The sequence below is a fragment of the Streptomyces sp. NPDC005494 genome, from assembly GCF_042872025.1.
Taxonomy (GTDB): domain Bacteria; phylum Actinomycetota; class Actinomycetes; order Streptomycetales; family Streptomycetaceae; genus Streptomyces.
In genome coordinates this window covers 17,356-30,618 of the sequence record NZ_JBIAJR010000023.1, presented here as the reverse complement: position 1 = coordinate 30,618, position 13,263 = coordinate 17,356, and the positions used below count along the sequence as shown (strand labels likewise).

The following is a 13,263-nucleotide window of genomic DNA, read 5'->3' as shown; positions in this document are numbered from 1 at the left end:
GGGATCATCCGGCACGGCGCGAAGCTGCTCTACGCGTACTGCAACGCCACCGTGCCCAGGATCTCCCTGATCCTGCGCAAGGCCTACGGCGGCGCCTACATCGTCATGGACTCCACATCCATCGGCTCCGACCTGGCCTACGCGTGGCCCACCAACGAGATCGCGGTCATGGGCGCCGAGGGCGCCGCCAACGTCATCTTCCGCCGCGAGATCGCCGGCGCCGACGACCCCGAGGCGGTGCGCGGTCAGCTGGTCAAGGAGTACAAGGCCGAGCTGATGCACCCCTACTACGCGGCCGAGCGCGGCCTGGTCGACGACGTCATCGACCCCGCCGAGACGCGTCTGCTGCTGATCCGTTCCCTGGAGATGCTGCGGCTCAAGCACGCGGACCTGCCCTCGCGCAAGCACGGGAACCAGCCCGCGTGAGCGCCGGCGACGAGCAGGGCGGATCCCTGCTGAGAGTGGTGCACGGCTCGCCCACCCCCGAGGAGCTGGCGGCGGCGGTCGCGGTGGTGCTGGCCGCCGTCCAGCGATCCGGGCCGGCCGCACCGGGCGGCCCGGGGACCGCCCCGGCCTCCTGGCGGCGTGCGGAGTCCCCGGCCTCCGCCCACGTCTCCTGGCGCGGCGGACGCTGACCGGCTGTCGCTGCAGGTCGTTGCACGGCTACTTGAAGTCGTCGGGCGCGTTGCGGAACGTGGCGGTCCAAAGGTCCGAGTGCAGATACGCGGCCGCGGGACGAGCCGCGGGTGAAGACGTGGAGGATTCCCATGTTCCGAGGGATAGGGCGGTTCTCGGTGAACCGCCCATGGCTGGTCGTCGCGCTGTGGTTGCTGGCGACCACAGCCCTGGTCGCGCTGGCGCCGCAGCTGAAGCCGACCGACGACCAGGCGGAGTTCCTCCCGTCGCACTACGAGTCGGTCCGTGCGGTGGAGATCCAGCGGGACGCCTTCCCGCAGAGCCGCCAGCCGGCGGCCATCGGCGTGGTCCGGCGTGCCGACGGCGGCAAGCTGACCGAGGCCGACCAGAAGAAGGCCGGCGAGATCGCGGCCGGTCTGCAGGCCGAGAAGTTCGCGAAGATCACCGAAGTGGTGGCCGACCCCGAGGCGGTGTCGCCGGACGGGAAGATCGCCCTCCTCCACGTGTTCGCCTCGACGAAGAAGGCCAACGACGAGACGCTGGTCGAATCCGTCGGCGACATCCGTGAGGAGACCGCCGGGCGCCTCTCCGGCAGCGGCCTCGAGGTGGGCTACACCGGGGCCACCGCCACCGTGCTGGACTCGACGGAGGCTTCGGACAGCACGGACGCCATGGTCATGATGGCCACGCTGGTCCTCATCATCGTCCTGTTGCTGGTCATCTTCCGCAGCCCGGTGATCGCCCTGCTGCCCGTCCTCGTCATCGGGGTGGTCTTCACGGTGACCATGGGGGTCATCGCCACGGCCAGCGAGCTCGCCGGCATGGCGGCTCCCGCCTCCATCTCCGCCATCCTCATCGTGGTGCTCTTCGGTGTCGGCACCGACTACACGCTCTTCCTGCTGTTCCGCTACCGCGAGCACCTGAGGGAGGGCATGCCGGCCAAGGAGGCGCTGGCCACGGCCGCCGGCCGGGTCGGCGAGACCATCGCGTCCGCGGCGGGCGTCGTCATCGCGGCGTTCCTCTCGCTGCTGCTCTCGTCCATGGGCATGCTCAGCAGCATGGGCCTCGCGCTGGCGATCGCCGTCGCCGTCACCCTGCTCTCCGCCCTCACCCTCGTGCCGGCCGTCTTCTCCCTGCTGGGCACCAAGGCGTTCTGGCCGTCCAAGGCCTGGCGCACACAGCCCAGGAACGCGCTCTCGGACCGCGTCGGTGGTTTCGCCTCCCGCAGGCCGGGCGTCATCGCGGGTGTGTCCGGTGTGGTGCTCGTGGCGCTCGCCACGGGGGTGTTCGGCTTCAAGGCGGAGTACGACACCGAGAGTTCGCTCCCGGACACCCTGGAGTCCGTCCAGGCGATGGAGGACTTCCAGAGCGGCTTCTCCGCCGGGCAGTCCGACCCCACGTTCGTCTACGTGAAGTCCACCGGGAAGGCGGCCCTGGACACGGCAGGGCTGAAGGCCTACGAGAAGGAGCTCGCGGGCGTCGACGGCGTGGCGCAGGTCGCCCCGGCCCTGGTCAGCCCCGACGGTACGGTCGCGCAGTACGCCGTCGTGCTCGACCACCGTCCGACCGACGACAGGGCAATCGAACTGGTCGGGGGCGAGCTGCGGGACACGGTCCACGAGGCCGCCCCGGAGGCCACCGAACAGTTCGTCGGCGGAAGCACGGCCGTCCTCACGGACGTCCGGACCGCGGTGAACCGGGACTACAAGCTCGTGTTCCCGATCGCCGCGGTGGCGATCATGCTCATCCTCGGCCTGATGCTGCGCAGCCTCATCGCGCCCTGGTACCTGATGATCTCGGTCGGTCTCGGCTTCGGCGGCACCCTCGGTGCCACCGTCTGGCTGTTCCAGAGCGGCTCGGACGGGCTGCTGTTCATGCTGCCGGTGATCGTCTACCTCTTCGTCGTCGCCATCGGGACCGACTACAACATCCTGATGGTGGCCAGGCTCCGCGAGGAGATCAACAGCGGCAAGGAGCCGCAGGAGGCCGTCCGGAGGGCCGTCACGCACTCCGCGCCCACCATCGGCGCCGCGGCGGTCATCCTCGCCGGCACCTTCGGCGTGCTGATGCTCGCGGACAACGCGATGCTGAAGCAGATGGGCTTCGCGGTCGCCTTCGGGATCCTGCTCAGCGCGTTCGTGACGGCGATCCTGCTGGTGCCGGCGATCACCACGCTGGTGGGAGCGAAAGCCTGGTGGCCGGGCAACCGTGACGCCGCGCCCACGGACGACCGCGCGGAGCCCGGCGCCCCCGACGGCTCCGAGGACCTCGTCGGCTCACGAGGCCGGTAGCCGCTCCGGACTCTCCCCAGCGTGACCGCTCGCCCCCTCGCCGGCCTCCGGCAGGGGGCGGGCGTCTTCCTGGCTCCCCGCCCGGCGTCGCCCCCTCCCTCCGGTCCGGCGGCCGTGCAGCTTCCTGAAAGGAGAGGGGGAGGAGCGGCGGAGATATCGATAGGATTTCGGCACGGCGTTCTTGGTCTTCGGAATTTCTGCCGCGATACGGGCCGAATGCGAGGTGTGATGCACGAGCGTGAGTTGAAGGCATTCGTTTCGGTCGCGGAAACCGGGCGAATGGATGCCGCGGCACGGCGACTCGGTTATTCGCAGGCGGCGATCACCTATCAGATCCAGTGCCTGGAACGGTCCCTCGGTTTCAAGTTGTTCACCCGGCACCCCAGCGGTGCACGGCTGACCCGCGACGGGCGGTCGGTTCTGCCGTCGGCGCGTGCCGCCCTGATGCTGATGGGCGACATGCGTTCCCCGAGCCCGTGCGAGGACGCGGAGCCCGGGGGGCCGGTCCCTGCCGCTGTTCCGGCGGCCCGGAAGGGCACCGCCTGACTCCGGCGTGTGCCGACTTTTTTCGCACCCCCGCCGAATTGCTTCTGTGCGGTCTTTCGGCAGACATCTCTTCCCATCCCGGAAAAACGTTGGAGAGAAAAAGATGAGCACCAACCCGTTCGAGGACAACGACGCCAGCTACTACGTCCTGGTCAACGAGGAGGGCCAGCACTCGCTGTGGCCGGCCTTCGCCGAGATACCCTCCGGCTGGACGGTGAAGCACGGCCAGGACAGCAGGCAGGCCTGCCTGGACTACGTCGACGCGAACTGGACCGACATGCGCCCGCTGAGCCTGGTGCGTCAGATGGCCGAGTCCGAGTAGGACGGAGCCGGAGAGGACGATCATGCAGACGGTTTCCTCCACCCCCGCGGTGTACCGGCCCCGGCCACGGCCGGACGCGAGCCGGGTGCTGGTGTGCCTGAGCTTCTGCGGCGGTGGGACGGCACCGTTCCGCCGCTGGGCCGACGTCGTGCCGGACGACGTGGAGCTGGCGCTGATCTGCTATCCCGGCCGGGAGTCCAGGTTCGGCACTCCGTTCGCCCGCGACTGGGTCGCCCTGCGCGACGACGTGGTGGGAGCGGTCCGCGGTCTCGCGGCCCGGCCCTACACGCTGTTCGGCCACAGCATGGGCTCCTGGCTGGCCTTCGAGACGGCGGCGCAGCTCGAACGCCTCGGCGTCGCGCGGCCGTCGGCACTCGTCGTCTCCGGCGGGGTCGCACCTCACCGGCGAGGAGTGCGCGGAAGCCACATCCCCCGCACGGCCGACAGCGACGACGTCCTCGTCGACTGGATGCGTACGTTCGGGCAGATGTCGGCGGTGGTGGCCAACGAACCCGAACTCCGCGCCATCGCCGTGGAACTGCTCCGCGCGGACCTCGCCGTCTCGGAGTCCTACCGGTTCACCGAGGGGACCCGCGCGACCGTACCGCTCAGGGTGCTCTACGGCTCCGGCGACTCCGAGCCCTTCGACGAGGTGGAACGGGACTGGAAGTCGCTGGCGGACGGCGGCTTCGAGGCGTTCGAGCTGCCGGGCGGGCACTTCTACGAGACGGACGTCTGGGCCGGGCTGCCGCGATGGTGCACCGAAACCGCCCCCGGAGCGGGGCGCCCGTGACGCGGGAACGCCGCGCCGACCATGTCGACGCGGCGTTCCCGGCGGGAGGGGCAGGTGTAGGCGGCGGGTTCAGACCGCCTCGCGCAGGGCGGCCCTGCGGTCGTGGAGCACCATCAGGATGACCATGCCCATGAGCACGCCCAGAACTGTGCCGGCCTGGCCCGCCAGCAGGTGGGCCACGTCGCTCTCGGGGGAGGGCCGCTTCGTGCCGAGGTTCGTGAGCAGGCTGTAGAGGCCGTAGGAGAAGAGCATGCCCGAGGAGATCCATGACGCCGCCATGGGGATCAGAAACTTCCGCGGGCCCCGGCGGCTCGTCAGTACCAGGAGCCCCCATGCCCCGGCGAAGGCCCAGACGCCCGTGCTCAGGGACAGCAGGTGCCACCACATGTCGCGGTAGGACAGGCGGTCCGCGTCCAGCCCCAGCGTTCCGCCGGCCGCCCAGAACACCTTGACGAGGCCGAGCGCGACGCAGCCCGCTGCCAGCAGCCTGGCCACGGTGGTCTGGAGCGCCCGCGTGTTCCCCTGGGTCTCACCGGGGTCGACCGGGCCGCTCAGCGCCTCGGGCCACCGCGCCTTCGCGTATCCGGCGAGCGCGAGCGGGAGCCCGATCCCCACGCCCACCAGCGAGATCATGACCAGGACCTGTTCGTACGCCCACAAGTCGTTGGACGCGGCGGCCTGTTCGTCCTGGGACATGGCGGCGGGGCCGAGCACCGGCGCCAGCACCAGCATGGGCACGAGCAGGCCGGTGCCGACCCACACGGGCAGGACGATCAGCCATGCGGGAAGTCTCTGGCCCCAGGGCTGGATGAAGGCGACCGCCAGCAGAATTCCTACCGCGGCGAGCACCGCGGTCGTCGCGTTGATCGCACGCCAGTCCGCCTCGCCCATTTCTTCGTTCGGAAGGAACAGTCCGAATGTCCAGACGATTTTGATCAGCATGTACGGCATGACCGCGACCACGGTGCCGTAGCCGCATATCCTGCGCATTTTCATCAGCCGTGAGGTCGGCTGTGCCGCCATTGCTGTCATGATCGGCATGCTATCCGACCGGTGATCGGTGGCCAAGTATCCCATCTCCTCTCAGAGATACGTCAGTTGCAGGGAAATGGTGAAATCAAGGCCGTGACGGGCTGCGCAGTGCTATGGCGGTGAGGTGCCCGGAATCGGAGAGTGACACGAGGAGGGCGGTCTCCCCCGTCCCTGCCAGCGCTATGAGTTCCAGCAGCCCGGAAACCGAGCAGTGCCGGGCCTCGGTGAATTGACCGCCGGGCACGCGCAGGGAGCCTCCGGTCCCGGCGAGCGCCGTCGCGACGGCGTCGCGCACCGCGGCTCCGAAGCGCGCGGCTCCGGCGGGCCCGCTGACGACCAGCCTGACGCCGTGCGTGCCGGCGGTCAGGGCGGCGATCCGTCTCCCGGCCGCCGCGACCACGGCGGGGTCCCGGCCGCCGTCGGCTCCCCGGGGGACGAACCGCGAGAGGCCGCCGGTGACTTCGGCCAGCGCACGGGCCCGGTCGGCGCAGTCCGGTGCCGACAGGACGACGGCGGCGGCGCCGTCGAGCTCGCGCTCCTCGTCGCCACCCGGTGCCTCGTCGGTGGCAGCGGCCACCACGCGGTCCGCGCGGCCCGTCCGCAGTGCCGTGACCGCGAAGTGCACGGCCTCCAGACCCGCGGTGCCGGGATTCGTCAGCGTGACCGAGAACGCCCTGGCCCCGGTGCCGATGGCGAGCTGGCTCCCCGGGGTGCTCATGGAGAAGGCCGGTACCTCCGCCGGGCTGATGCCCCGGACGCCCACCGTGCGCAGGGTGTCGTCCATCCGCCGGTGCGCGTGGGCGATCGCGTACTGGGTGCCCGTGACCACGCCGAGGCGCAGGCTCGGCGCGCCGTCGAGGGGCAGGTCGTCGTGGCGTCTGCCGAGTGCCTGATGACCGGCCGCGAGGAGGTACCGGGTGGCGGGGGAGTGGTACTTCCAGCCGCGCCGGCCGAGGTGTTCGGCAGGGTCGAACCAGGCCGCCGCCCTGCCCTCCTCCGCGGCGGGGGGACGTTCCGCCACCGAGCCTGAGCCTATGAGCAACACGTTCACGCGACGGCCTCCCATACGAGCGCCGCGTTGTTGGCGCCGAATCCGGTCCCGCTCACGAGCACGGCCGGGCGGGGCAGCGGCACCGGTCCTGCCAGCGGGACGTCCATCGGGCAGGAGGGGTCCACCGTGGTGACGTGCGCGTTGGGCGGCACCAGGCCGGCGCCCAGCATCCGGGCGGCGATGACACAGCCGAACACCCCCGCCGCGCCCGCGGTATGGCCCATGACGGCCTTCGGCGCGTAACCCGCCGTCGCGGCGATGTCGCCGCCGGCGGCGGTGACGGCCTCACTGACGGCGGTGCTCTCCACGGAGTCGTTGAGCGCCACACCGGCGCGGTGGAGGACCACGGCACCGGGCGGCCCGGCGGTGGAGAGGGCCTGGGCGACCGAGCGCCGCAGCTGCCCGCCGGACGGCTCGGGCGCCATCGGGTGGTGGGCGTCGCAGCTCCAGCCCTGCCCGGCGAGCACCGCCTGCGCGGCCACCCCCCGGCGCCGGGCGGAGGCGGCGGACTCCAGCACCACGGCCGCCGCGCCCTCGCCGGTGACCATGCCCGAGCGGTCGGTGTCGAAGGGGCGGCAGCACACCGGGTCCAGCAGCCCGAACCGGTGGAGCGTTCCGACGGCGACCCGCGAGAAGGCGTCGCCGCCGCAGGCGACGACGACGTCGGCCTGCCCGGTCTCGATCAGCAGGGCGCCCCAGGCCACCGCGTAGGCCCCGGCGGAGCAGGCGGTGGACAGGGTGTGGCCGCAGCCTCCGATGCCGAACCGGCCGGCGACCACGGCGGCCACGCCGTGCGTGGCGAGCCGGCGTCCGGGTCCGTCCGGCAGCTCCGCCAGGTCGATGTCGCCGAGCGACGTGCCGACGGTCAGGCCCGCGTCGAGCAGGTCGTCGCGGGTCAGCCGTGCCTCGGCGACGGCCTCCGCGACCGCCTCGACGACCAGTGAGCTGGTGCGCCCGGGGGCGGTGCTCTCGCCGGCCGGGGCCGCGTACAACCGAGGGTGCTCGGGCAGGCCGCACGCATCGACTGCGGGCACCGGCCGTTGATCGGCGCGGAGCAGGCCCTCCCACAGCGCGTCGACTCCGCCGCCGAAGCAGGACACCGCTCCCAGCCCCGTGACCACGACCGTCACCGGCGTACCCCACTTCTCCGGATCGTACGGAAAGAAATTCACCGATTGACCAGGGTGCCGTGCCGGTACCCGGCGACCGTTCTGCCTGCAAGTACCTGCAGGAATTACGGGGCGACTCCGGCGCGCCCGATTTCCTGCAATACGATCGGCCGCGATCAGCCGACTCCGTATCGAATGAGTAATGAATACGGAATATCGCGGAGTTGAACAGGTAAATCCGAAGGAAAGGGAATCCGGTGGGTGCGGAAAGCACGCTGGACAGGTCGGAGCTGCGGGACATGGTGGCGGACACCCTGGACGTCGAGTCCTCGGCGCTGACCGATGACGCGCTGCTCATCGAGGAGCTGGGAGCCGACTCGGTGATCGCGCTGGAGCTCGCCGTCACGCTGGAACAGCGTTACGCGATCAGGATCCCCGAGGAGGAGCTCATCGGGCTCCGCACCTTCCCCGACATCTGTGAACTGCTCAGCCGGAAGCTGAGCGGCTGATGGACGGGCAGCCGGTCCGCGCCGCGGACACCGGCGGCGCCGCCCCCTCCTACTTCCTGATCGAGAGCAAGGGGAACTGGGCGGGCCCCGGCGCGGGCGCCTTCCTCATGGACGCCGTGGCTCTGGCCGAGGCGGGACACCGGGTGCGGGTCTACCTCGTCGAGGACGGGGTGCTCAGCGCGGTGGGCGGCGACGTGCCCGAGGTGGAACGGCTCGCAGGAGCGGGCGCCGAGATCCTGGTGGACGACTTCTCCGCCGCACAGCGCGCTCTCGACGCCGGCAGGCTGTCGCCGCACGTGAAGCTCGCCGGCATGGAGACCGTCGCCGCCGCCCTGGCCGAGGACGACTGCAGAGGTGTGTGGCACTGATGGCGACCCCGATGAAGCGCCGCGTGTGGGACCTGCTGCTGATCATGACCGCTGCCCCGCACTCCGGCGACGTGGTCACCTCGGCGCTGCGGCTCTCGGACGCGGTACTCGCGAACGGAGGGTCGGTACGGGTCTGGGCGTGCGGTTACGCCAACATGCTCACCCAGGACACCTTCGGCGACACCAAGCTCCCCAACACCCGTGATCCCGAGGGGCATTACCCCTCGCCCTCGGCGATCGTCCGGCGACTGACCGCCGACAGCGCTGGGCGCTTCGCCTGGATCGCGTGCACCGCCTGCTCCGAGGAGCGCGGCGCGACCCACCACATCCCTCAGGTGCGGCACCGCTCGCCGCTCCGGCTGGCGGGCACCATCGACGCGGCCAGGCAGACGCTCTACCTCGGAGGAGCCTGATGACGACGACCGAGCGCGACGAGTCCCGCCGCAGGGTGCTCTGTGTCATCGACCGCGCCTACCGGGGCGCCGTCGAGGTCCAGTTCTTCCACCCGCTGTACGGGCTGCTCGACCTGCACGGACAGTTCGAGCAGGTCGACCTGGCGCTGCGCGGTTCCACCGTGACGATGGCCGTCGACGAGCACACGTACGTGCCCTCCGTACGGCTCGGCTCGACGACCCTGGACACGCTGCCGGACTACCGGGGCTCCGTGCGCGATCTGGTCGACGCGGGCTTCGAGGTCCTGGTGGACGACACCGCGCTCGCCGCACTCGGGTTCGGGCCCGAGGACCTGCTGCCGGGCACCGTGGCGCTCGGGCCCGCCGAACTGGCCGCCCGCTGGCCCTCGTACGACCACGTGTGGTTCATATGACCGGCCGGCCGGCCGGGGCCCCGCACACCTACGCGACCCCCCTGCGCGCGGTCGACCGGATCGAGCGGCGCGCGGACGCACCCGGCCTGAGCTTCAGCACCTTCAAGACGGTCCGCGCCGACGACCCGTACATGGCCGGGCACTTCCCGGGACTCACCCTGCTGCCCGCCGTGTTCGTGCTCGAAGGGCTCCGGCAGGCGCTGACGTCGTGCACCGGCGCCGACGAGCCGCTGAACCTGCTGGAGGTCGTCTCGGCCCGGTGGCTGGCGCCCATGCAGGGCGGCGACGAGATCCGGCTGGACGTCACGGCCACGGAGTCCGGAGGCGGACGGTGGCTGGTCACCGCTGACGGCGTACGCCAGGACGGTGTCCCCGTCGTCGCCACGAAGGTGGTGCTCGGCGGCCCGGACGCCGTCCTGTCCGGCGGGCTCACCCCCGCCGGAGGCCCGCCCTCCGCCCACGCCGCCGGATCGGGGCCGGACTACACCGCGATCCTGGACCGGCTGCCCGTACGCCACCCCATGCTGCTCGTGGACCGGGTGGAGGCCTTCGAGCCCGGCTCGGAGATCACCACGGTCAAGGCCGTCTCCGGGTCCGAGCCGTGCTACGGGTCGATGGAGGACGGTCTGCCGCTCTCCCGGTACATGTACCCCAGGGCGCTGATGCTGGAGTCCTTCGGACAGTCCTCGGTGCTGCTGTGGCTGTCGAGCGGCACGACCGGGGGAGTGCAGGTCGCGGCGGCGTTCCGCCGCTGCCGCTTCGCCGGCGAGGTCCGGCCGGGCGCGGTGCTGCGGCATGTGGCCCGCATCGACCGGCTGATGGCCGACAACGTCTTCGTGTCCGGGGAGACCTGGGACGGCGACCGGTGCGTCATGACCGTCGGCGCGCTCGTCGGTTCGAGCCGGCCGCGCGAGCGGCTCGACCGGACGGCGACGGCGGCGCTCTGACCGCGCGGGCGTCCGCCGGTCCTTCCGCCCCGGGCAGGTCCCGGGGCGGAAGGACCGGCGCGTGTCAGGAGGCCGCGTGGAGCGACAGGATCTCCTGTACCGCGCCGGCCGTCAGGTCGCTGCGCAGGATGTCGACGTGGTCGACGGGGATCTCCACGGCTCGCGCGGCCAGCAGCGCGCCCTCGGTGGGCTGCAGCGAGTTCACCGCGGTGGCGGTGCGCCACGCGCCGGCCGGATCGATGCTCCGGGCCGCGTCCAGGTAGGACACGAACGACTCGAACACCGCCGCGAACTCCTCCAGCAGGTCCATGTCCAGCTCCTCGCGGACGAACGCGGCGCCGGCCTGCTCACGGAAGATCCGGACGAGCTCCTTCCCGAGAGCGGCGAACCCGGGGGCGGTCGCCAGCGCCGTGGCAGCGGCCTGCCGGGCGGCGGCCACCTCGCCGGCGGTCAGGACCGAGGCGAACTGCCCCAGCATCGCGTCGAAGTCCCGGTGCAGGGCGTCCAGGGTCGGCACCTCCGGGTCGAAGACCAGGAACCGGGGCGGCTCCGCCTGCCCGGCGGCGAGCCTGGAAACCAGCTCACCGGCGAAGACGCTGCCGGCGCAGTAACCGAGCACCGCCCGGACGGCGCGTCCGCCGGCCTCGACCTCGCGGGCCCACCAGTCGACGTAGTCACCGGCGGACATCCCCCCTCCGGTGTCGGGCTGCCTGGTCTCCCACACGGTGAACTGCGGGCCGAGGCGCGGGACGAGGTCGGAGAAGCTGGAGTCGGAGCGCCCGGTGGTGGCGAAGTCGACGGCCAGGACGAGCTCGGATCCCTGGCCGGCGTCGAGTACTTTCCAGCCGCTGAGTCTGGTCATGTGTGCTGTCCACTCTGGTCGACGGCCGGCACCGCGGAACGGTGCGGCCGTGGGGAACGGTGGCGGTCACCGCGGAACGGTGCGGCCGCGGGGAACGGCGGCGGTCCCCGAGTCCCGCGCTGCCCGCCCGAGAGGCGTGCTCAAGAGACGTGCTGGGGAACGACGGCGGGCCCGCCCCGCGCGTGCGGCGGCGGACCCGCGGGGCCGCTGGGTCGTCGGGCGGCTCAGCCGCCGGTGACCCGGACGGCCTTCGACGGGCAGATGTGCTCGGCGATCTTGCGCGCGTGCCCGGCGTCGGCATCCGTAGGGGTCTCGTCGAGGAGCACGACGAGACCGCTCTCGTCCTCCTGGTCGAAGACCGCCGGAGCGCTCATCACGCAGAGTCCGGCGCCGATGCAGCGGTCACGGTCGACGTGTACCCGCATCCCGCTCACCAGCCGACCACGAGCTTGTGCACCGGCGGCAGCCCGTCGACGAGCTCGATCGGCTCGTCGGACTCGACCAAGTGCAGCCCCGGGAAGCGGGCGAACAGCGAGGTGAAGCAGAGCTCCATCATCAGCCGTGCCACATGCTGGCCCAGACACTGGTGGACGCCGTAGCCGAAGGCCAGGTGGTCCCGCGAGTCGCGGTGGATGTCGAAGGCGTCCGGGTCCGTGTACTTGGCGGGGTCCCGGTCACCGAGGCCCTTGAGCACGAGGATTCCCTCGCCCTCCTTGATGGTCACGCCGTCGATCTCGACGTCGGCCAGCGCCACACGGGCGATGATCTCGTCGACGATGCTGAAGTGGCGCAGCACCTCGTTCACGGTCTTCGGCATGAGCCCCGCCGGGTCCGCCTGGAGGGCCTTGAGCTGCTCCGGGTGGTCGAGGAGCGTCTGGGTGCCGAGCGCGATGCGGTTGACGATGAACTCGTAGCCCGCGAGCAGCAGCATCTTCGTCATCAGCGTCAGACCGTGGTGGTCGAACTCGTCCGTGCGGCCGGCCCGGGTGATGAAGTTGCCGAGCATGTCGTCGGTGGGGTTCTGCTGCTTCTCGGTGACGAGCTCCGCGAAGTACTTCATCAACTCGTCGTTGGCGGCCATCTTCTCGTCCATGGTGTACGAGTGGCGCGTGCCCACCATGATCGCGGCGTTGCGCGTGAAGACGTCGCGCTCGGCCTCGGGGATGCCGGCCATCTCGCAGATCACCTGCGCGGGCAGCGGCAGGGCCAGCGCCTGGACGAGGTCGGTGGGGCCGCCGGCCTCCTCCATCCGGTCCAGGTACTGGTCGATGAGCTCCTGGACGCGGGGGCGCAGCTTCTCGGACGCCTTGATGGTGAAGTCGGGAAGGGCCATCTGACGGACCCGCGTGTGGCGGGGCGGGTCCATGGTCACCAGCAGGTTCTTCGAGTCGCGGGCGATCATGTCCAGCAGTTCCTGGGGCGCCGGGAACCTGATGGGGAAGGTCGGGTGCGGCTCGACGCTGAACCGGTCGTCCGCCAGCAGCCGCTGTATGTGGTCGTGCTGGGAGACGAGCCACGCCTTGCTGCCCGACGGCATGGTCACCTGCGTGAGCGGCCGGCCCGCCGGGACCTGACCGTACTCGGGAAGCAGCGGGTTGGGCCATCCGCGGGGGGCTACGGGGCAGGTCGCCGGCATCTCCATGGCGTCGGTCATAGGGGTTTTCCCTGTCTTTGTCGTGGTCATGAGCCTGCTCGGGCCGATGCTACGGACGGAATTCCGGTCCGCCGGAGTCGCTGCCGTTTGCTGCAGGAAGTCGGATCCGGAGAAGCCGAATGCTTTTGCGCCGAGGGTGAGAAGAGCCCTTTCCGGAAATTGCACCGACGTGCCGCAGGGCTTGTCCGGACGTGTATTCGTTTACCGAACGTCGATGGACCGCAGCCGACGAAAACCGGCTCCACGGGCGAAGGGCACGGCTGTGCCCGCCCACCGGCGGCCGCCGAGCCGGCCCGTACCGGTGCCGGCCGTCCGGA

Annotated in this window: 17 protein-coding genes; 11 read left to right on the top strand and 6 right to left on the bottom strand. The window is 71.2% G+C overall.

Annotated elements, in window-relative coordinates:
• The 6 genes from ACFYQ6_RS34785 to ACFYQ6_RS34760 form a co-directional block, all read left to right on the top strand.
• On the top strand, positions 1–426 hold a 426-nt coding region (locus ACFYQ6_RS34785), incomplete at its 5' end, for a carboxyl transferase domain-containing protein (protein ID WP_388766845.1).
• Positions 423–635, top strand: coding sequence for an acyl-CoA carboxylase epsilon subunit (locus ACFYQ6_RS34780; RefSeq protein WP_361579864.1), 213 nt, complete (start codon positions 423–425; stop codon positions 633–635). The genes ACFYQ6_RS34785 and ACFYQ6_RS34780, both read left to right, overlap by 4 nt.
• A gap of 132 nt (positions 636–767) precedes the next feature.
• Positions 768–2,927: an MMPL family transporter gene (locus ACFYQ6_RS34775; RefSeq protein ID WP_361579862.1), complete on the top strand. Its 2,160-nt coding sequence runs from the start codon at positions 768–770 to the stop codon at positions 2,925–2,927.
• 228 nt (positions 2,928–3,155) lie between these two features.
• Positions 3,156–3,473, top strand: coding sequence for a LysR family transcriptional regulator (locus ACFYQ6_RS34770; protein ID WP_361579860.1), 318 nt, complete (start codon positions 3,156–3,158; stop codon positions 3,471–3,473).
• A 103-nt stretch (positions 3,474–3,576) separates the two neighbouring features.
• Positions 3,577–3,795 carry an MbtH family protein gene (locus ACFYQ6_RS34765; protein WP_356744205.1) on the top strand — a complete coding sequence of 73 codons (219 nt, stop codon included), beginning with the start codon at positions 3,577–3,579 and terminating at the stop codon, positions 3,793–3,795.
• Between the two features lie 22 nt (positions 3,796–3,817).
• Complete coding sequence (locus ACFYQ6_RS34760) at positions 3,818–4,588, top strand: alpha/beta fold hydrolase (protein ID WP_361579858.1); 771 nt, start codon at positions 3,818–3,820, stop codon at positions 4,586–4,588.
• Between the two features lie 69 nt (positions 4,589–4,657).
• Here the strand turns inward: ACFYQ6_RS34760 and ACFYQ6_RS34755 are convergent, their stop codons facing one another.
• From ACFYQ6_RS34755 to ACFYQ6_RS34745, 3 genes are all read right to left on the bottom strand, one after another.
• On the bottom strand, positions 4,658–5,620 hold the full coding sequence (locus tag ACFYQ6_RS34755) for a hypothetical protein (RefSeq protein ID WP_361579856.1): 963 nt from the start codon (positions 5,618–5,620) through the stop codon (positions 4,658–4,660).
• An 85-nt stretch (positions 5,621–5,705) separates the two neighbouring features.
• The gene (locus ACFYQ6_RS34750) at positions 5,706–6,641 is read right to left on the bottom strand and encodes a beta-ketoacyl synthase N-terminal-like domain-containing protein (protein WP_361579854.1); all 936 of its coding nucleotides are present in this window, start codon (positions 6,639–6,641) and stop codon (positions 5,706–5,708) included.
• A 26-nt stretch (positions 6,642–6,667) separates the two neighbouring features.
• Positions 6,668–7,843, bottom strand: a complete 1,176-nt coding sequence (locus ACFYQ6_RS34745; protein ID WP_361579852.1) for a beta-ketoacyl synthase N-terminal-like domain-containing protein — start codon at positions 7,841–7,843, stop codon at positions 6,668–6,670.
• A 194-nt stretch (positions 7,844–8,037) separates the two neighbouring features.
• Here ACFYQ6_RS34745 and ACFYQ6_RS34740 point away from each other — a divergent pair, with 194 nt between their 5' ends.
• From ACFYQ6_RS34740 to ACFYQ6_RS34720, 5 genes are read left to right on the top strand one after another with little or no spacing between them, the layout of a single operon-like run.
• Positions 8,038–8,289, top strand: coding sequence for an acyl carrier protein (locus ACFYQ6_RS34740; RefSeq protein ID WP_356744215.1), 252 nt, complete (start codon positions 8,038–8,040; stop codon positions 8,287–8,289).
• A complete protein-coding gene (locus tag ACFYQ6_RS34735; protein ID WP_361579849.1) occupies positions 8,289–8,657 on the top strand; it encodes a DsrE family protein in 369 nt (122 codons plus the stop codon). Before ACFYQ6_RS34740 ends, ACFYQ6_RS34735 begins: the two co-directional genes overlap by 1 nt.
• Positions 8,657–9,070, top strand: a complete 414-nt coding sequence (locus ACFYQ6_RS34730; RefSeq protein WP_361579847.1) for a hypothetical protein — start codon at positions 8,657–8,659, stop codon at positions 9,068–9,070. The genes ACFYQ6_RS34735 and ACFYQ6_RS34730 overlap by 1 nt, the downstream gene beginning before the upstream one ends.
• Entirely contained in the window at positions 9,070–9,483 is a 414-nt protein-coding gene (locus ACFYQ6_RS34725; RefSeq protein WP_361579845.1) for a hypothetical protein, read from the top strand. The genes ACFYQ6_RS34730 and ACFYQ6_RS34725 overlap by 1 nt, the downstream gene beginning before the upstream one ends.
• Entirely contained in the window at positions 9,480–10,430 is a 951-nt protein-coding gene (locus ACFYQ6_RS34720) for a hypothetical protein (protein WP_361579843.1), read from the top strand. Before ACFYQ6_RS34725 ends, ACFYQ6_RS34720 begins: the two co-directional genes overlap by 4 nt.
• Positions 10,431–10,494: 64 nt before the next feature.
• Here ACFYQ6_RS34720 and ACFYQ6_RS34715 read toward each other — a convergent pair whose 3' ends face one another.
• The 3 genes from ACFYQ6_RS34715 to ACFYQ6_RS34705 all read right to left on the bottom strand — a co-directional run bounded on the left by ACFYQ6_RS34715 (position 10,495) and on the right by ACFYQ6_RS34705 (position 12,946).
• The gene (locus ACFYQ6_RS34715) at positions 10,495–11,292 is read right to left on the bottom strand and encodes a hypothetical protein (RefSeq protein WP_361579842.1); all 798 of its coding nucleotides are present in this window, start codon (positions 11,290–11,292) and stop codon (positions 10,495–10,497) included.
• Between the two features lie 224 nt (positions 11,293–11,516).
• The gene (locus ACFYQ6_RS34710; RefSeq protein ID WP_361579840.1) at positions 11,517–11,717 is read right to left on the bottom strand and encodes a ferredoxin; all 201 of its coding nucleotides are present in this window, start codon (positions 11,715–11,717) and stop codon (positions 11,517–11,519) included.
• A 5-nt stretch (positions 11,718–11,722) separates the two neighbouring features.
• Positions 11,723–12,946: a cytochrome P450 gene (locus ACFYQ6_RS34705; protein ID WP_361579838.1), complete on the bottom strand. Its 1,224-nt coding sequence runs from the start codon at positions 12,944–12,946 to the stop codon at positions 11,723–11,725.
• Between the last annotated feature and the right edge of the window lie 317 nt (positions 12,947–13,263).